Annotated in this window: 18 protein-coding genes and 1 tRNA gene; 12 read left to right on the plus strand and 7 right to left on the minus strand. The window is 40.6% G+C overall.

The features are described 5' to 3' along the window. The first annotated feature begins 30 nt into the window (after nucleotides 1-30). From CPC19_RS11385 to CPC19_RS11860, 10 genes are all read left to right on the plus strand, one after another. Entirely contained in the window at nucleotides 31-372 is a 342-nt protein-coding gene (locus CPC19_RS11385) for a DUF4405 domain-containing protein (protein WP_015005149.1), read from the plus strand. Nucleotides 373-491: 119 nt separating this feature from the next. Further along, complete coding sequence (locus tag CPC19_RS11390; protein WP_016390964.1) at nucleotides 492-1,082, plus strand: HupE/UreJ family protein; 591 nt, start codon at nucleotides 492-494, stop codon at nucleotides 1,080-1,082. An 84-nt stretch (nucleotides 1,083-1,166) separates the two neighbouring features. Next, nucleotides 1,167-1,676: a hypothetical protein gene (locus tag CPC19_RS11395; RefSeq protein ID WP_016390965.1), complete on the plus strand. Its 510-nt coding sequence runs from the start codon at nucleotides 1,167-1,169 to the stop codon at nucleotides 1,674-1,676. Nucleotides 1,677-1,992: 316 nt separating this feature from the next. Further along, nucleotides 1,993-3,081 (plus strand): SMEK domain-containing protein, encoded by a 1,089-nt coding sequence (locus tag CPC19_RS11400; protein WP_201765932.1) that lies wholly within the window; start codon nucleotides 1,993-1,995, stop codon nucleotides 3,079-3,081. Next, nucleotides 3,074-3,316: a hypothetical protein gene (locus tag CPC19_RS11405; protein WP_016390967.1), complete on the plus strand. Its 243-nt coding sequence runs from the start codon at nucleotides 3,074-3,076 to the stop codon at nucleotides 3,314-3,316. The genes CPC19_RS11400 and CPC19_RS11405 overlap by 8 nt, the downstream gene beginning before the upstream one ends. Then, on the plus strand, nucleotides 3,303-5,021 hold the full coding sequence (locus CPC19_RS11410; RefSeq protein ID WP_016390968.1) for a DUF2326 domain-containing protein: 1,719 nt from the start codon (nucleotides 3,303-3,305) through the stop codon (nucleotides 5,019-5,021). The genes CPC19_RS11405 and CPC19_RS11410 overlap by 14 nt, the downstream gene beginning before the upstream one ends. A gap of 154 nt (nucleotides 5,022-5,175) precedes the next feature. Then, nucleotides 5,176-5,505, plus strand: a complete 330-nt coding sequence (locus CPC19_RS11415) for a hypothetical protein (RefSeq protein ID WP_016390969.1) — start codon at nucleotides 5,176-5,178, stop codon at nucleotides 5,503-5,505. 474 nt (nucleotides 5,506-5,979) lie between these two features. Next, on the plus strand, nucleotides 5,980-6,192 hold the full coding sequence (locus tag CPC19_RS11425) for a hypothetical protein (protein WP_016390971.1): 213 nt from the start codon (nucleotides 5,980-5,982) through the stop codon (nucleotides 6,190-6,192). Nucleotides 6,193-6,471: 279 nt separating this feature from the next. Further along, nucleotides 6,472-7,248, plus strand: coding sequence for an NERD domain-containing protein (locus CPC19_RS11430; protein WP_016390972.1), 777 nt, complete (start codon nucleotides 6,472-6,474; stop codon nucleotides 7,246-7,248). Nucleotides 7,249-7,355: 107 nt separating this feature from the next. Continuing rightward, nucleotides 7,356-7,499 (plus strand): hypothetical protein, encoded by a 144-nt coding sequence (locus CPC19_RS11860; RefSeq protein ID WP_016390973.1) that lies wholly within the window; start codon nucleotides 7,356-7,358, stop codon nucleotides 7,497-7,499. Nucleotides 7,500-7,541: 42 nt separating this feature from the next. Here CPC19_RS11860 and CPC19_RS11435 read toward each other — a convergent pair. Then, nucleotides 7,542-7,618: transfer RNA gene (locus CPC19_RS11435), tRNA-Met, on the minus strand. A 74-nt stretch (nucleotides 7,619-7,692) separates the two neighbouring features. Beyond that, nucleotides 7,693-8,784 carry a redox-regulated ATPase YchF gene (ychF, locus tag CPC19_RS11440; RefSeq protein ID WP_016390974.1) on the minus strand — a complete coding sequence of 364 codons (1,092 nt, stop codon included), beginning with the start codon at nucleotides 8,782-8,784 and terminating at the stop codon, nucleotides 7,693-7,695. 145 nt (nucleotides 8,785-8,929) lie between these two features. Here ychF and leuB point away from each other — a divergent pair, with 145 nt between their 5' ends. Then, entirely contained in the window at nucleotides 8,930-10,036 is a 1,107-nt protein-coding gene (leuB, locus tag CPC19_RS11445) for a 3-isopropylmalate dehydrogenase (RefSeq protein ID WP_016390975.1), read from the plus strand. A 69-nt stretch (nucleotides 10,037-10,105) separates the two neighbouring features. Here the strand turns inward: leuB and CPC19_RS11450 are convergent, their stop codons facing one another. Genes CPC19_RS11450 through leuC form a run of 3 tightly spaced genes read right to left on the minus strand, consistent with a single transcriptional unit; the run spans nucleotide 10,106 to nucleotide 13,713 of the window. Next, nucleotides 10,106-11,632 (minus strand): alpha-isopropylmalate synthase regulatory domain-containing protein, encoded by a 1,527-nt coding sequence (locus CPC19_RS11450; RefSeq protein ID WP_016390976.1) that lies wholly within the window; start codon nucleotides 11,630-11,632, stop codon nucleotides 10,106-10,108. Between the two features lie 31 nt (nucleotides 11,633-11,663). Continuing rightward, nucleotides 11,664-12,278: a 3-isopropylmalate dehydratase small subunit gene (gene leuD, locus CPC19_RS11455; protein WP_016390977.1), complete on the minus strand. Its 615-nt coding sequence runs from the start codon at nucleotides 12,276-12,278 to the stop codon at nucleotides 11,664-11,666. 4 nt (nucleotides 12,279-12,282) lie between these two features. Continuing rightward, nucleotides 12,283-13,713, minus strand: coding sequence for a 3-isopropylmalate dehydratase large subunit (gene leuC / locus CPC19_RS11460; protein WP_096910804.1), 1,431 nt, complete (start codon nucleotides 13,711-13,713; stop codon nucleotides 12,283-12,285). 338 nt (nucleotides 13,714-14,051) lie between these two features. Between leuC and CPC19_RS11465 the strand changes: the two genes are divergently transcribed. Further along, the gene (locus CPC19_RS11465; RefSeq protein ID WP_016390979.1) at nucleotides 14,052-14,900 is read left to right on the plus strand and encodes an alpha/beta fold hydrolase; all 849 of its coding nucleotides are present in this window, start codon (nucleotides 14,052-14,054) and stop codon (nucleotides 14,898-14,900) included. 334 nt (nucleotides 14,901-15,234) lie between these two features. Here the strand turns inward: CPC19_RS11465 and CPC19_RS11470 are convergent, their stop codons facing one another. Then, a complete protein-coding gene (locus CPC19_RS11470) occupies nucleotides 15,235-16,008 on the minus strand; it encodes an alpha/beta fold hydrolase (RefSeq protein WP_016390980.1) in 774 nt (257 codons plus the stop codon). A gap of 20 nt (nucleotides 16,009-16,028) precedes the next feature. Next, nucleotides 16,029-17,402 (minus strand): porin, encoded by a 1,374-nt coding sequence (locus tag CPC19_RS11475; RefSeq protein WP_016390981.1) that lies wholly within the window; start codon nucleotides 17,400-17,402, stop codon nucleotides 16,029-16,031. Nucleotides 17,403-17,423: the final 21 nt, after the last annotated feature.

Below are 17,423 nucleotides of genomic sequence, written 5' to 3' on the forward strand. Positions count from 1 at the left end.
CAGTCACACACTAAAAATTGGAGAGTTAATATGTTCAGGAAAATTGTCGCCGTAGCCCTTTTTGTTTCGTTTATCGCCATGTCCACCTCGGGGCTTTTGATGTTTGTTATTGAGAAGCCATCTTTTACAATTCAAATGCATCCGGTGCATAAACTGTTTGGCCTAATCATGATACTAGCGGTTCTAGCGCACCTAAGTTTCAATTTTAAATCGATCCTCCATTACATCAAAAATAAATCAGTAGCCGTGTTTGGCGGCCTAATGATTATTTTATTAATCGGGTTATATGGCGTAGTTATTTATAACGAAGTGCCACCAGAAATCGCAATACCTATGGACGAGTTGGCCGCCGAAGCCGAGTCACACGAGTGATTAAGTAGCCTCACAGGTCGCTGCGCTAACACAGTAATGAAAAAGACCCTGCAAAAACCTAAAAGCGTGAACTGAACAACTCACAGCTCGCGCCTTTTATTTACTCTAGGAGAAACGCAATGCAACAAAAACTACCCACATTATTAGTTTTATTCCTTTTTTTGCCCAGTATTGCCTTCGCTCATACGGGCATTGATCAAACAGCGGGGTTTCTACACGGATTAGCGCACCCCATCGGCGGGGCAGATCATCTATTGGCTATGCTAGCAGTGGGAATTTGGGCTACCCAAATAGGCGGCCAAGCCTTATGGCGTGTTACTGGCACCTTTGTCGCTGTTATGCTTTTAGGCGGCTTGCTGGGGCTTACAAATATTCCACTACCATTTGTTGAAGAAGGCATTTTGCTTTCTATTTTGGTTTTAGGCATCTTAATTACGGGCGCCTTTAAACTCCCACTGATGTATAGCTGCTTAGTGGTTGGCGTATTTGCTATTTTTCATGGCTATGCCCATGGTTCAGAAATGCCCACCTCAATGAGCGCTGTATCGTATGCGCTTGGTTTTGCGTTGGCTACCGCCGTACTGCATTCAAGCGGCATAGCCTTAGCCGTACTGATGAAAAAAACAAAGGCACAATTCTTTAGCCGGTTTGCTGGCGGCACAATAGCGCTTTGCGGGGTGTATTTAGCCAGCCAAGCAACTTTCTATTGAAACCACGCTTATAAGCTCTGCCGAATGATGGTGGGAGTTCAGTCTCAGCTGTTAAGTTTAGAATCAAAATAAGGATGTAAAGGAATGGATCCAATATCAGTAATTTTCGCATCGTACCTTGAACTAGTTTCATTTAATGTTACCAATAAAATGACCGACTTATTAGGTACAGAAATCCAAAGCGTTGTTGTAGAACACCAAAATATTCAAGTCCCTTATTCATATCAATTATGGCGTATTGTGCCTAAATCCGTATGTAACACATACAACCTGAACATCGAGGAATTTTCTAGATGCACATTGGCAGCTAAATCACTATTTAATGAAACTTGCTTACATTTACAAAAAGGCAAAAAAGAACATTGGAAATATACAAAAATGAAGAATATGTATTGCAATGCTTCCATGACATTTAAACCAACAATAGCTAATATACGAGAGGCCACTGTAAAAACCCCTCTCCAACTAGCTAGAACTGAATGCAATATTGCTACTGCAGAGTTAATGGGAAATCATAATTCTAAAACCCAAAAGAAAAAAGAAAGCTCCTGCGCTAAGTACCATCATCTTAAACAACAATCAAAAAATCACTAAATGGGCAAGGCTGGTTTCTTTATCGCGTAATCTTATATAAAAAATCTTTGAATGGCTTCTATTACAAAGGTATGAGCGCCGATCATAGGTATTATGAAAGCCCATTTTTTAATTTAAACTAAATACTTACTTGAGCCACCTCACCAAGCATAACAAACCATTACTAAACGCGTAAAACTGCGTAACGTCAGCCTTAAAAAGTTATGCTATATTCAACTGTGATAAAAAAATATATTACTAGCCAACAAGCTGCCCATTTTTGGCTCTTAATATGAATGTACTTGGAAGTACTATCCACCTATCTCCATTTTAATACGTGGAACAATACTTCCGCTTATTAACACTGTTATACGGGCAATCATGGGCGATAAAAAGTTCTGTATCTACTATCATCATCACCAGTGCAAGAAGTAAGGTTGAAGGGAAAAACGGACAAATAATGACCAAGAAGCAGGAATACATAACAACTATCATCACTCTACTTACACGCATTCCACCTTTGGTTGAAGCAAGTAACAAGTTGAATCTAACAGATGTGAATAATTTTTCTGAGGATTTCTATGAACAAATATTAAATCTTGTTTATGGCTACAACTTAAAGAACGCAAACCAGTTTGACCCAAATGCCGCAGCCATAGACCTTAGAGACTTAAACAACAAAATATCTGTTCAGGTAACGTCAACCTCATCGTTAAAGAAAACAAAAACGACGGTGGATAAATTTATTGAACATAAGCTGTTCGAAAAATACGACCGCTTGATTATTTTAAACATTGCCAAAAAGAGCAAACACAAAGACAAGAATATAGGCAATGATCAGTTTTCAATCAACACCGAAAACGATATTTGGGATGTAAATGATATCCTAAAGGATATTAAATATCTCACTGATATTGAAAAAATAAAAGCTATCCGTGACTTTTTGATAAAGGAGTTACAGGATCAGCCTGACTCAACCTTGCCAAACGAAGTTAATACCATTTTGGCAATGATTGAAATGCTAAGTAACGAAAAGCATCCAGACGCAGGAAATGGCTTCATTGAAGACCCCGACCCTGACAACAAAATTCATAGACGTTTCGCTGACCACGCCACATATTTAACCAACCGATACTACGATCTATATATTGAATACGGAAAGGTACTTGACGCCATAAACGAAGAAAGTGACATAGGATCACAAGCACTACGCCGTGCGGGAACATATTTAAAAGGCTATAGCGACGATATTTTAACGAAATCTGATGGTAACCCAAAAGCTGCTTTAGATGAATTAGTGGAATCGTTTAAAAACCACCTATCGAATCTAGGATTCTCATTTGATGCATGCGCAGCTGAATTCTACATTGTGGACCAACTTATAAAATGCAATGTCTTTCCTAACAGGAAGGTGAACAATGGCTAACTTAGTTTCAAAAAATGAAAATTTAGAAAAGTCGGCTCCTGTCATTGGTGCAGAAATTTTGAAACTGCTTAATGCCTCTGAAAGTCGAACGATCAGCATTTTTGATGCCGCACGTTCTCTTAGAAAAAGCAACAAAATTGGAGCCAAAAGCCTTTATTACGGAATATTATTTCTGTATACATTAGACATTATTGAATTTGACGAACCGTATATAATCTCAAATGCTAACGATTAGAAGACTATACAGCGAACCAAGCCTTTTTGAACCGATTGATTTTTTCAATGGGGTCAATCTTATACTTGGCGAGACAACTGACAAATCCGTTAAAACTAACGGAGTTGGAAAGTCTCTGTGCGTTGAATTTATCAACTATGCACTTCTTAAAGATCACGGTAAAAGCCGGGTATCGAAGATACCAAAAAATGATTTACCTGAAGATTTCGAGATTTGCTTAGACTTCGAGATTGACGATAAGAAAATTACTATTCGAAGGAATGTATTCAAAGAAGACTTTCCGCAACTTTACGTCAACGGCAAGCTCAAGCCAGTAGCAACTAAAAGTCAGGTTTTAGAGTATTTAACATCTTTAACTTTCGGATCAATTAGCACAAATGAATCTCCATCATTTCGATCTATTCTTGGCCCCCTAATTAGAGATGAAAAATCAGAATTCAAATCTATCATCAAGTGCTTTGATACAGATAAACGCATACCGCCAGACTATGAGCCGCACCTTTACTTACTAGGGATTAATCCAGCTTCCTATAATCAAGCAAAACAACTAAACAGAGATTTAGAAAAGATAAGAGCAGCCAAATCCAAAGTAAAGGAAAACGTTGAGGCATTAACCGGTAAAAATATTTCAGAGGCAAAAGCAGACCTAAATGATTTGAAAAATCAAGTTGAAAAGACTCAAAAGGATATTGATAGACTTGAAAATACAGAAGGCTACGACATAGTAAAATCTGAAATTATCGCGCTTGAAGATGAAATTGAAGATAAACGTGCGCGTCAAGAAGTTCTAAAATCCGAAATTTCAAAAATACAGTTATTCAAAGGCGATAACTACATAGATGAAGATGAAGTTGCGGATCTATACAATCAATTTAAGGATGGGCTAGGTGACCTAATCAAAAAAGAGTTGTCAGAAGTTAGCGCATTCAAAAAGAAAATTGATGATTTTCAACGCTCACTTATAAATGAAAGAAAAGAAAACGTCACCAAAGAAATCGGCGCACTAGACCAAGAACTGAAGGCACTAGATAATCGCTACAAAGAAAAAGTGACACTATTAGACCAAGAAGGGCTTCTAAAAAGTCTAAAGAAAACAATTGCTATACACCAAAGAAAAATGGAAGACTATTCATCTTTGAACTCTTTCCTTGAAGCATTCAGCAATCACGAACAGGAAAGAAAAGACAAAGATATTGAGAGAAAAAACCAAATTCATTTACTAGATACATATGTTATTGAAGCCAAAGATTCAGTGGAATCTATAGAGTCTTTAATTTTAGAAATGCATGAATATGTCTATGGAAATCAACAATGCTCGTTTGATATAGGGGTCAAAGATAATAAAGAGATCGTAAAATTTGACTTAAGAATTTATGATGATGGAAGCCACAGTATCGATAGAGAAAAGGTGTTTTTTTATGACTATGCACTTTTGACATCACAGAGTACTGAAGACCGACATCCCGGTTTACTAATTCATGACAACATATTCGAAGTTGATCGAGACACCCTCATAAAGAACCTTGATTACATCAACTCTACACTAGGAAGTCTAGCCAATAAGCAATATATATTAACCTTAAACAAGGACATGTTGTCGCCGGAGGATTTGCTAATATTGAAGCTCAAGATAAGCAATCACGTTCGTGCAACTTTTACAAAGAACAAGAGATTCCTAAATATTCATTATCAAGAATCATCATGACTTTTTTGGGAGTTCTGTGACAGGTCACGTATAACAAGCGCAAGCAGTCGGAAAAATTACTCGCTCCGCTTCAAATTTTCCGCTGTTCCGAGCGTTAGGTGTTCAAATGCTCGCAACTAACCCCCCTTAAATTCACTTGGCATGGAGAAATGAAATGGAAAAAATATTTTTAACTGGAGTTTTGTCTATTTTTATCTTTAGTTTTTCTTCTAGCATTTACGCTGATAAATATGTCAAAGGTTATACGAAATCAAATGGCACATATGTTCAAGGGTATTATCGTAGCAGTCCAGATGCCGTAAGATCTAACAATATAAACTCTCAAAGTAATGGTGGAAGCCAAAGAGACGAATACAGCTCTGGGTTAGGTGCAACAAACAAGAAAAATTCGTCGTATAACTATCGTGATAACGACAATGACGGCATTTCAAATCGCTATGATAAAACACCAAATGCTAAATGTTCAGGGTATTACTGCAATTAAAATCACCTAACAAAGTGTCAAGTCGACGCGCGAAAAAATGCGCGAGTCTTATATAAACGTTAAATGTCACAACTTGAATTAGAAATCAGCTGAATATCAGCTATGTAAAGACTTAGGAGTTTGGATTACGGCAAGTGTAGAAGTTGATGTGTCGCTCGGAATAGAACTATCGACTGCTCCATTGGTAACTTTGGTACAGGAGGAAGCAGAAATGAAGAGAAATAGTAATAACAATATTATGAAAAACGTAAAAGGTGGAATCGTGGCGTTACTGGGGTACCTGGTTGGTAGATTCTATTTCGAGCGGGGCACAGGCTTAGATACAAACTGTAGTTCACCTAGGAGCGCGCCATGGGGGTTCGATTCCCCCGCGCCCCACCATTTAACAAGACCATTAAATTCGCTCCCTGCGGTCGCCGGACGCTCACAAGTTCGTGCCGTTTATGGCAGCGTTCTGTGCAATAGAGAGTGCGAATGAAGATTGAAATTTCAGGCCCTTTTTTTAAATGTGAAGAAGATGAAAATATCTTTTTTTCACGCCTATACTCTTTGCCTGGTTATGATATCGTTGTTGGTAAAGGATCATATTTATACTTAACGCTAAAACATGATTCTAAAAATCAAGCTCTTAATCAGGTTCAAGAAATTTGTGATTTCTGGAACACCACATACAAAGTGTTAGATTAGCAGAGCCATAATTCACATTACTGCCAGCCTGTGTACTTGGTCTCAAACACTCACGCAGATTAAGTCTACAATAATTAGTAGAAAGTAATTAAAAATTCATCATGATAGCTCGTTTAGGGTATTTTGGTTTCAACTAAGTTCGGTGGGAAATCAAACTTTAAGGGCAATAATCACATAACAAGGCCAGCCAGCCTCGCCTATGCAAAGATACGCATGGGTTGGACTTCGTTTCATCCGGCCACTGCTGGCGGCATTATGTAACAAATCAAAGGTAGGAAAATGGACTTCACACCAATCATTAATCAAGCGCTCAGTATGCTCTGGTACTTAATCCCCATCGCAATATTTACATCGGTAATAAAAACACCTTGGTTTAAAGGCGTTGCTGGTGAGTTTATAGTCAATGTTGGGGCCAAAATTTTTCTTAATAAAGAGGAATATCATCTTATTAAGAATGTCACTTTGCCAACCGAAGATGGCAGTACGCAAATTGACCATATAATCGTGTCAAAATTTGGTGTCTTCGTTGTTGAAACTAAAAACATGAAAGGTTGGATTTTTGGCAGCCCTAATCAAAAAACATGGACTCAAAAAATCTATAAGCATTCAAACAAATTTCAAAACCCCCTACACCAAAACTACAAACACAGCAAAACCCTGCAATCCTTATTAGGGTTAACTGACACCCAGTTATTCTCAGTTATTGTTTTCGTTGGCGACAGTACATTTAAAACAGATATGCCAGAAAGTGTAACCTATGGCCAAGGTTATATACGCTTCATAAAATCAAAAAAGATACCTGTTTTATCCGATAGCGAAGTGAAAGATGTAACTGAAAAAATAAAAGCAGGTCGGCTAACACCTTCATTTAAAACAAACAGAGAACATGTGAAGCATGTTCAATCAATTGTAGCTGAAAAAGAAAAAGCTCAACATTGCCCCAAATGTGGTGGTGATATGATTTTACGAGAAGTAAAAAAAGGGCAAAAAATGGGTAATAAATTTTGGGGTTGTTCTAAGTTTCCAAAATGTAGGGGCGTTATAAATGTTACCTAACAGGAACGACTTGGAAGACTGCTAGAAAGAAAGCCAACCTATTTCAATGCCGAGCACACGATTCACCTCATACGTTTGGTAGAAGACATAGAGCGGCAGGTATTAGTTTGCAAGACCGCGAGGATTTATTAGGTTATAAATCACATCGTATTACGGCACATTACTTAAAGGCTGAAATTGATAACTTAATAGCAGCGGTTGAGAAGATTGTTCCAGATCGTAAACAAAACCGTATTTTACGTGTGGCATAAGTCGCGTAAAAGTCGCGTAATTTGAAATGAGAGGGCTTGAAATGGTGGTCATGGGTGGACTTGAACCACCGACCCCGGCATTATGAATGCCGTGCTCTAACCAGCTGAGCTACATGACCATACTTTGAAGGCTGTGAATTTTCGTAGTTTCGGCTTATTTTGTCAAGCCAAACAGGCAGATACCTGCGAAGTTTTACACATTAAACCTAAAGTGCGTTACATCTCCGTCTTGCATAATGTAATCTTTACCTTGAACACCCAATTTACCCGCCTCTTTTGCGCCCTGCTCGCCATTGTATTGAACAAAATCTTCGTAGGCGGTAATTTCTGCACGGATAAAGCCTTTTTCAAAATCGGTATGAATAACACCCGCAGCTTGTGGCGCAGTTGCACCTTGTTTAATGGTCCATGCTCTTACTTCTTTCACTCCGGCAGTGAAGTATGTTTGCAAGCCCAACAAGTGATAACCCGCTCTGATTACTCGGTTTAGTCCTGGCTCTTCTAGGCCCATCTCTTCTAAAAATTCTGCACGCTCATCTTCATCTAACTGAATAATTTCAGCTTCCATGGCTGCACAAACGGCAACAATTTCGGCGCCTTGTTTTTGCGCTAATGCTGTCACAGCATCCAAATGCGGATTATTCACAAACCCATCTTCTTGAACGTTGGCTATATATAGCATGGGTTTTAATGTCAGCAATTGCAGGTCTGAAAATGACTTTAACTCGTCTTCACTTAAACCTAATGTTCTTAAAGTAATATCTGAATCCAAATGCGCCAGCGCTTGCTCAATTAAGGCCTTACGTTTTAATTCATCTTTGTTGCCAGACTTCGATGCCTTGGTTGCTTTGGTCAACGCTTTGTCTAACGATGCCATATCTGCTAAGGCTAATTCAGTTTGTATCACTTCAATATCGGCTAAAGGATCAATTTTTCCTGCCACATGAATCACGTCATCGTCTTCAAAACAACGCACTACATGTGCTATAGCATCTGATTCACGAATATTGGCTAAAAACTGATTCCCCAAACCTTCCCCTTTAGAGGCACCTGCAACGAGGCCAGCAATATCCACAAACTCGAATGTTGTCGGTATTACCCGCTCTGGCTTGACGATTTGTGCCAGTTTATCCAAGCGCAAATCAGGCACAGGCACGATACCCGTGTTTGGCTCAATCGTACAAAATGGATAGTTTTCTGCTGCAATGGTTGCTTTCGTCAACGCATTAAAAAGTGTTGATTTACCAACATTTGGTAAGCCAACAATTCCACAATTTAAAGCCATAAGGTCATCTCTTTGAAGTTCTATACAGGCCGCTATTATACGTTAAGCGCCTACAGACTGAAAAACAATCTAAGTGATAATGGCACACACGCCTCTAGTCGCGTAAAATCCCTCTCTTATATTTATTAAATCGACAGGTAAACTCATGAAAAATTACAAAATTGCCATTATGGCGGGTGACGGTATTGGCCCAGAAATTATGCAAGAAGCCGTTAAGGTTTTAAAACTCGTTGAAGAACGCAATGATGTAACATTTGAATTAATGCCCGCTTTATTTGGTGCTTGTGGATATTTTGAAAAAGGTGATGCTTTCCCACAAGAAACCAAAGACATTTGCGATCAAGCCGATGCCATTATTAAAGGCCCTATCGGTTTAAGCCACGAAGAATCAAAAAAAATTCCTATCGACAAACAGCCTGAACGTGGTGCATTGTTACCTATGCGTCGTCGCTACAAAACTTACGCCAATTACCGCCCCGTTTCTCTTCCACAAAGTTTGGCTCACTTTTCTCCGCTAAAACCTGAAATTATTGGTGATGGCATTGACCTCATCATGGTTCGCGAACTGGTCGGCGGCTTATATTTTGGTAACAAGGAAGTTGGCGTTAATGATGACGGTTTACGTTATGTTAAAGAAACGTTGGAGTACGACGAAAACCAAATTCGCCAAATTATGCACCACGCATTCAAATTAGCCAGTGGTCGTAAAAAAGTACTTCACAATATACATAAAAGTAATGTTCTTAAATCATCCGTTTTATGGAATGAGGTGATGGAAGAAGTTGCTACAGAGTACCCAGATGTTAAGGTCATCAATATTTTAGTTGATGCTGCCGCAACTTTGCTTTGCTTAAACCCAACGCAGTTTGATGTGATGGTAATGGAAAACATGTTTGGCGACATTTTAAGTGATCAAGGTGGTGGTATTCTTGGTTCATTAGGCCTAATGCCTTCTGCTTGCCTAGGAGACGAGAAAGCTTACTACGAACCTTCTCATGGTTCTGCGCCGGATATTGCTGGTAAAAACATTGCCAACCCGTATTCTATGATTGGCTCTGTTGCTATGATGCTTGAATATAGTTTTGGCATGGTAGAAGAAGCGAAAAATGTTTGGGCTGCTATGCAAGGCGTTTTTGCTGATGGTTTCTCAACGGCAGACTTATCTAAGCCAGGTAGTGGCGTTAAGATGATTAGCACAGATGCATTCGGTGACAAAGTGGTTGAAAAACTCAAGGCTATGCCAACGGTTTAAATCTTATTTAACACCCAATAAAAAAGGCTTACAGATGTAAGCCTTTTTTATTGCTCGATTATTAATCGTTTACGATTTTTCGTGCAACTGAATATTAATCATTCGAAGCGCCGCAAGAATCGAGGCAAACACTTGGTTAGAATGTACACCCCTTGTTTTACGCATTTTTCGTTCATTCGCCCACGTAATAACACACTCTGTTAGTGCGTTAGTATGCCCGCCCTTAGGTATCCTTACTTCGTAATCTTCTAGCTCTGGCAATACCGCATCGTATTCAACCAATAGCTTATTAATGGCATCAATAAAAGCATCAAAACCACCATTGCCTGTGCCACTTGATTGATATTCAGCACCTTTTATATTCACAGCGATATCGGCAATAGACGATTGATCTAAACGACTGGTAATAGAACAGTCGAGCAAACGGATATGCTTGTAGCTTTCACTCTCTAATACATCGGCAATAATAAAAGGAAGGTCTTCAGTGGTGATCGTCTGTTTTGAATCCCCCAAACGAACAATACGTTCAAGCACTTTCTTTTGGTTTTCTTCCGACAGCTCAATACCCAAACGCTCAAGGTTCTTACTGAGTGATGCTTTACCGCTCATTTTACCTAAGGCATAGCTGCGTATTCTAGAAAAGCGCTCAGGGCTTAGCTTGCTTTCATACAAACCGCCTTTCTTATCGCCATCAGCATGAATACCGGCGGTTTGTGTAAACACATCATCACCAATAATAGGCGCATTAGCCGCTACCCACTTGCCTGAAAAGTTTTCAACCATATTGCTTAAACGCACGATGTTACTTTCATCAATGGACAACTCCATGCCCATTTTATCGCGCAAAACAACGGAAACTTCTGACACAGATGCATTGCCTGCACGTTCACCCAAGCAATTTACTGTGCAATGTATGGCGCTTACACCTGCTTCTACGGCGGCCATAATATTAGCTGTGCCTAGGCCGTAATCATTGTGCGGGTGGAAATCGAATTGTACGTCAGGAAATCGTGTACACATATCTGTTAACGCTGTTCGCACCTCATCAGGTGACATAACACCTAGCGTGTCAGGCAACATAAAATGATCAATACCTGCATCTTTTATGGCCTCCATAAATGCAAACACATACTCCGGACTGTCTGCATAGCCGTTTGACCAGTCTTCTAGGTACACATTAACTTTTAAGCCTTGCTGCAAGGCATAATTAACCGTATTAAGCACTTGTTCAACGTGCTCGTCTAAGGTTTTACCTAACTGCTCTCGGCAATGCTTTTCGCTACCCTTCGTAAGAAGGTTGATCACCTTACCATTGGCATTAACAATCCAATCGACACTACGCTTATGGTCGGCAAAACCCAAGACTTCTACTTTTCCATCAAAGCCTTCAGCTTGCGCCCACTCATTAATATTACGAACTGCTTCTTGCTCGCCCTCGGACACACCAGCAGACGCAACTTCGATGCGGTCTACCCGCAGCGACTCTAATAACGCCTTCGCAATGCTTACTTTTTCAGCAGGCGAAAAGGACACCCCCTGCGTTTGCTCACCATCACGCAAGGTGGTGTCCATAATTTGAATATACCGAGAGCTCATTTTTCCGCTTAACTTAACCGCTTATTAGCTTTTACGCCCAAAGCCAAGGAAGACGCTGCTTATGCTGTTCTTCAAAGGCGCTGATTTTATCTACATGCTTAAGTGTTAGCCCAATATCATCCAAGCCACTTAACATGTTTTCTTTACGAAACGGATCAATCTCAAACGAGAACCCATTGCCACCCGGTGTTGTAACGGTTTGATTTTCTAAATCTACAGTAAAGCTAATCCCTTCGTTTGCGCTAATTTCTGCCATTAACGCATCTAATTGATCAGGCTGTACAACAATCGCTAAGATGCCGTTTTTGAAACAGTTATTGTAAAAAATATCAGCATAGCTTGTTGAGATAATGGTATTAAAACCATAATCTGCAATCGCCCATGGCGCATGTTCACGTGACGAACCACAACCAAAGTTATCGCCTGTTACTAGTATCTTTGCCCCTTCAAACTCAGGCTTATTGAGCTCAAATTCTGGGTTAGGTGTTACACCATCATTCAAATAACGCCAATCATGAAATAGATGTACGCCAAATCCGCTACGCTCTACTTTTTTTAGAAACTGCTTTGGAATAATTTGATCGGTATCAACATTATTACGGTTCATTAATGCCGCAACGCTTTCGTGTTTTGTATATTTTTCCATAGCCTTAACCTAATTTACTGATATCGACAAAGTGACCGGCGGCCGCTGCGGCCGCTGCCATTGCGGGTGACACAAGGTGAGTACGTCCACCTTTGCCTTGGCGCCCTTCAAAGTTACGATTTGATGTTGACGCACAACGTTGGCCGTCTTTAAGCTCATCGCCATTCATCGCCAAACACATTGAACAGCCTGGTTCGCGCCATTCCCAACCAGCCTCTTTAAATATTTTATCAATGCCTTCTTTTTCAGCTTGTACTTTCACGTGGAAAGACCCTGGCACCGCTATCGCTGTTACGCCCTCTGCCACGGTTGTGCCTTTTGCCATTTCAGCGGCATCACGAAAATCTTCGATACGGCCATTAGTACATGAACCAATAAACACATAATCAATGTTGATATCGGTCATTTTGGTTTCTGCTGCCAATCCCATATATTTAAGTGCACTTTCGCAGGCTAAACGCTTGCCCTTATCATCAAAGCTTTCAGGCGTCGGTACTGCACCGTTTACGCCAATAACTTGTTCAGGCGATGTACCCCAAGTGACTTGAGGAGAGATATCTGATGCATTAAGGGTGATAACTTTGTCATATTCTGCACCTTCATCAGTCACCAGTGATTTCCAATACGTTAATGCTTGCTCCCACTGCTCACCCTTAGGTGCAAACTCTTTACCTTCTAAGAAATCAAATGTTTTTTGATCCGGCGCCACCATGCCTGCACGGGCGCCTGCTTCAATAGCCATATTACAAACAGTCATACGGCCTTCCATCGTTAGCGCTTCAATCGCTTCACCGGCATATTCTATGACGTAACCGGTACCACCGGCTGTGCCTGTTACGCCAATAATCGCTAAGGCAATATCTTTTGCAGTACAGTGTTTAGACAACTTACCGTCCACTTTAACCAACATGGTTTTAGATTTTTGCTGTGGCAAGGTTTGCGTTGCCATCACATGTTCTACTTCTGATGTGCCAATACCAAACGCTAATGCGCCAAACGCACCGTGTGTAGCTGTATGACTATCACCACACACTACGACCATTCCAGGATGAACAAAACCATGCTCTGGCACAACAACATGAATCACACCATTATCTGGGCTTTCCATATCGTATAAATTTAGGCCATTCTCTTCGCAGTTCTCTGCCATCGTTTCAATTTGCTTTTTAGCAATTGGGTCAGCAATAGGAAGATCACGATCTTTAGTCGGCACACAATGATCCATTGTCGCCAAAATGCTATGTGGGTTACGCACTGGCCTATTTGCCATGCGAAGGCCTTCAAATGCTTGAGGGCTAGTAACCTCGTGCATTAAGTGCCTGTCTACATATAACAAAGGAGCCTGACCTGGTTCTTGGTGAACAAAGTGGCTTTCCCAAATTTTTTCATACATCGTTTTTTTCATAATTCTTTCCAAGGCTAGTTCTTCAAGCATCTATTCGACAACGAGAAGAAAATGAGAGGCAGCACGCCAAATGAACCGTGTATTTTCGCTAATTTAGTGGTTTTTTGCAATTGGATTAAGCAGATAGCACAAACTTTTACCTAAATACCTTGTTTTCAAGCCCCACTTAATGCACTTAGATACTCTTCGGGCCGCTTTTTTATTACCATAAAACTAAATAGGCAGCCAAACCTATCAACTTTTTCTAGTCACCACTTACTTACATCAGTAAAATCTAATTGAATGTAACAACAAGAATTGCATTGAGTTAACTCTTTACACGTTAAGACCTTCTTTAATCAAACATAATAAAAACTATAGGCAAATACATGACGACTCTTACAGAACAAAACACCAGCAAAAACATCCACATTAAAAATCTCGACATGAACCTACACTATAACGAAGCAGGCAATGGAGACGAAACCGTCATCATGCTTCACGGTGGTGGACCTGGTGCAGCAGGCTGGAGTAACTTTTCTCGAAATATTGATGCTTTTGCAGAAAAGTATCGCACTATTTTATTAGATTGCCCTGGTTTTAATAAATCTGACGCTGTTATTACAGACCTAGCACGCGATGTACTAAACGCACGTGCTATTAAAGGCCTGATGGATGAGTTAGGTATTGAAAAAGCACACTTAATTGGCAACTCAATGGGCGGTGCCAGCGCACTTAGCTTTTCTCTTGAGTTTCCAGAGCGCCTAGACAAAATGGTATTGATGGGTGCTGGTGGTGGTGGCCAAAGCATGTTCTCACCAATGCCATTAGAGGGTATTAAATTATTGGTCGCTTTATACCAAAACCCATCCCTTGAAGCGTTAAAGCGAATGATTGAAGTTTTTGTTTACGATCCTTCATTAATGAGCGACGAACTAATTGAAGGCCGCTTTGAGAATATGATGAGAAAGCCTGAACACCTTGAAAACTTTATGAAAAGCTTTGCCAGTTCTAATATTATTGTCAGCGACTTCACACCCAACCTCGGCAAAATAGCAGCTGAAACATTTATCATTTGGGGTCGTGATGACCGATTCTGCCCTCTTGATCATGGACTTAAATTTTTATGGGGTATTCCTAATGCAGACTTGCACATCCTTAGCAAGTGCGGCCATTGGGCGCAGTGGGAACATGCAGAAAAATTCAACTCATTAACATTAGATTTTTTAGCTCGCTAAAGCAGAAATATTGAACCGCTAGTCATAATGCAGGCGATCAACCGCCAGCTTGAAACCTGCATTAGGCTAGTGCTGTTCAATGCTATACGCTAGAAGAAAACCGATCGGATAAAGCAGGACTATTCCCCACTCGACAGGTTAGACAACACAACAAACCGATCTGCCTTTTGCTAGTAGCGATGAGCGTTTTCGCAACTCAAGTACAGTTGGGCAATAGACAGACGCTGATAATTGCCCCGCAGAACTAGGGATAAACCTTGTTACTCTTAGTAGATAAAAAACGTACCTAGCTTTTTAATATAAAGCGCTAAGGCGTACCACACTCACTTTGGCATTACAGCGTTAGGCAAAACTCTTTTACCTCATTAACGACGGTTTCTTTAGCATCTAAGTGAACATAATGCCCTGCATCGGGCACAACCTTGACTGATAGCTGGCTGGGTATATGTTTTTTTGACAGATCAAGGTTTGGCAAATACCCAAAACCATCCTCTTTGCCAAAAATCTGTAAGACTGGACAGCTTATTTGTTGCAAATACTGCGTGCAATCCTCAGCTTGGTAAGCCTCACTATTCACTCTATTTATCCAATCATAGAACAAAATATCGAGCCCTTCGCCATGGAATTTAAAGAGCTTTTTTCGAAGGTCGCCATTTTCAAACGCTTCCTTAGCTTCTTGTGCACCGGCTAAACATTGATCATGAATAAGCATTTGCGGAACAATCGATACGACAGCACATACAACCTCTGTGTGCAGGCTTGCCGCAACAAGAGATATAACACCGCCATAGCTATGCCCCACTAGAATGACGTTAGTTAAGCCAAAATGCTTAAAAAGATCAAGCAACGGCTCACCCGCCTCCTCTGCACGCGTGTCATACTCTCGAAACTCAGTTAGCGGCTCAGACTGCCCGTGCCCCCAGCGTTCATAAACAATAACGCATAAACCAGTAGCTTGATGCACTTGTTCGGGGAAATCACGCCACATTTCAATAGAGTCTATACCGCCATGCAAAAAAACTAATGTAGGTGCGTTAGCCTGTATATGACCTATTTGTTGCACACGAAGGCGTCGGTTAGCTGCTTGAATAAAGTGTTCTTGTTTCATAGGCTACACGTTTTATTGAATTAGAAGGAAAGCTGTAATTGACTAATAAACGATGGATAATTAAATTTACCGTCTGTGGGGTCATAGTACGCCAGCTCATTAATAAGCCTTAAGTTTTCATCAAACTGCCAAGTGAATATAGCTTGGTAAACACTACCTTGGTTCATACCGCGAGCTAGTTCATCAGTCGATTTCCCTGTTAACGGTCTAAAGAAAGCTGTTCTAGAGGGGTGCTCATTATCGACATGCTGATACTGTAATGCCCATGCCCAGCCCATGTCTTCAGAGTTCAGCAAATAGGCACGGCTAAGGCCTAAAGTTAAAGCACTAGAACTCAGCGCATTTGTATTATCACCTTGTGTATTAACTGCTAAACCACCTGTGGCATCAGATTTAAATTCTGCCCATGACGCCCATAGCCACCAATGGTGCGCTTGAACATCTGCAAATACGCTAAGCCACTCATTATCTAACTCAACCCCGTTAGGCTGAAATTTTGTATCCAACGTGACAGAATCTAATGATGTACTGTAGGCAGCACCAACGCTGTACGCTAACGGCCTGTCTTTAAATTGATATTCATCATCACTGGGGGAAATACCATTTGGGCGGAGCGCAAAGGCGGCTGAAAACAACAAATCGTTATTATCATTATTTAGCGATAAGTCAGGGCTATTAAATAAGCCAAGCGCATAATGTACACGGTTACCAAAATACCCCTTTGAGTTAGTTTCAGGCAGCCCCATATTGCCTTTTCTAATTGTTAACCCACGCGCTCGACCGACAGCCCCGGGTGATAACACCTCGGTAAATTTGCGTTCAACGCTAGCCGATTTATGTGGTCGCCTTGTATAACCGAGTGCAAATTGCTGCCCCACTGTGATACTACCAAGACTGTCATCAAAGTGCTTCAAACTCACCCAAGCATCCAGTAGTTTTTGCGCGTTTGATAAGCCTACCACTTCGTTAGATGCATCATACTGGAAGCGAAAAGCCACATTGTCACTTGCAAAACCCGTAAAACCTAGACGCGCTCGTCTTAATGTAAAACTATTTGTTCCTTGACGGCCATTTTTAGAGGGGACAAAGGTATAGCGTGGCTGCGCTAACCCCCAAAATTTAATATTAGGACTCGCCTTGTTAACATTTTTTTTAGTCGCTACGACTAAATTATTAACAGCCGACTTAACACTGGTTTTTTTAGCCACGGAGGGTTTACTCGCTTGCAATTCGGCTTGTTGAGCATGTTGCTTAATGTCCGCCACATCATGTTCGCTTAGTAAGCCTTTTTTTTGAAGGGCTTCAAGAACCGCATTTGCATAGGCATGAGAAGAATCAGCTAAAGCAGGAAGGCTAACGAACGCCAGCAAAAGGATTGATAATTTTTTTAACATAATCGTTTATAGTTTTTCTTA

The organism is Cycloclasticus sp. PY97N (assembly GCF_002443175.1).
Lineage (GTDB): Bacteria > Pseudomonadota > Gammaproteobacteria > Methylococcales > Cycloclasticaceae > Cycloclasticus > Cycloclasticus pugetii.

What these genes read in the sequence shown, in the direction of transcription:
- CPC19_RS11385 (WP_015005149.1), top strand. Translation starts at nt 31, where the DNA reads ATGTTCAGGAAAATTGTCGCCGTAGCCCTTTTTGTTTCGTTTATCGCC.
- CPC19_RS11390 (WP_016390964.1), top strand. Translation starts at nt 492, where the DNA reads ATGCAACAAAAACTACCCACATTATTAGTTTTATTCCTTTTTTTGCCC.
- CPC19_RS11395 (WP_016390965.1), top strand. Translation starts at nt 1,167, where the DNA reads ATGGATCCAATATCAGTAATTTTCGCATCGTACCTTGAACTAGTTTCA.
- CPC19_RS11405 (WP_016390967.1), top strand. Translation starts at nt 3,074, where the DNA reads ATGGCTAACTTAGTTTCAAAAAATGAAAATTTAGAAAAGTCGGCTCCT.
- CPC19_RS11410 (WP_016390968.1), top strand. Translation starts at nt 3,303, where the DNA reads ATGCTAACGATTAGAAGACTATACAGCGAACCAAGCCTTTTTGAACCG.
- CPC19_RS11415 (WP_016390969.1), top strand. Translation starts at nt 5,176, where the DNA reads ATGGAAAAAATATTTTTAACTGGAGTTTTGTCTATTTTTATCTTTAGT.
- CPC19_RS11425 (WP_016390971.1), top strand. Translation starts at nt 5,980, where the DNA reads ATGAAGATTGAAATTTCAGGCCCTTTTTTTAAATGTGAAGAAGATGAA.
- CPC19_RS11430 (WP_016390972.1), top strand. Translation starts at nt 6,472, where the DNA reads ATGGACTTCACACCAATCATTAATCAAGCGCTCAGTATGCTCTGGTAC.
- ychF (WP_016390974.1), bottom strand. Translation starts at nt 8,784, where the DNA reads ATGGCTTTAAATTGTGGAATTGTTGGCTTACCAAATGTTGGTAAATCA.
- leuB (WP_016390975.1), top strand. Translation starts at nt 8,930, where the DNA reads ATGAAAAATTACAAAATTGCCATTATGGCGGGTGACGGTATTGGCCCA.
- CPC19_RS11450 (WP_016390976.1), bottom strand. Translation starts at nt 11,632, where the DNA reads ATGAGCTCTCGGTATATTCAAATTATGGACACCACCTTGCGTGATGGT.
- leuD (WP_016390977.1), bottom strand. Translation starts at nt 12,278, where the DNA reads ATGGAAAAATATACAAAACACGAAAGCGTTGCGGCATTAATGAACCGT.
- leuC (WP_096910804.1), bottom strand. Translation starts at nt 13,713, where the DNA reads ATGCTTGAAGAACTAGCCTTGGAAAGAATTATGAAAAAAACGATGTAT.
- CPC19_RS11465 (WP_016390979.1), top strand. Translation starts at nt 14,052, where the DNA reads ATGACGACTCTTACAGAACAAAACACCAGCAAAAACATCCACATTAAA.
- CPC19_RS11470 (WP_016390980.1), bottom strand. Translation starts at nt 16,008, where the DNA reads ATGAAACAAGAACACTTTATTCAAGCAGCTAACCGACGCCTTCGTGTG.
- CPC19_RS11475 (WP_016390981.1), bottom strand. Translation starts at nt 17,402, where the DNA reads ATGTTAAAAAAATTATCAATCCTTTTGCTGGCGTTCGTTAGCCTTCCT.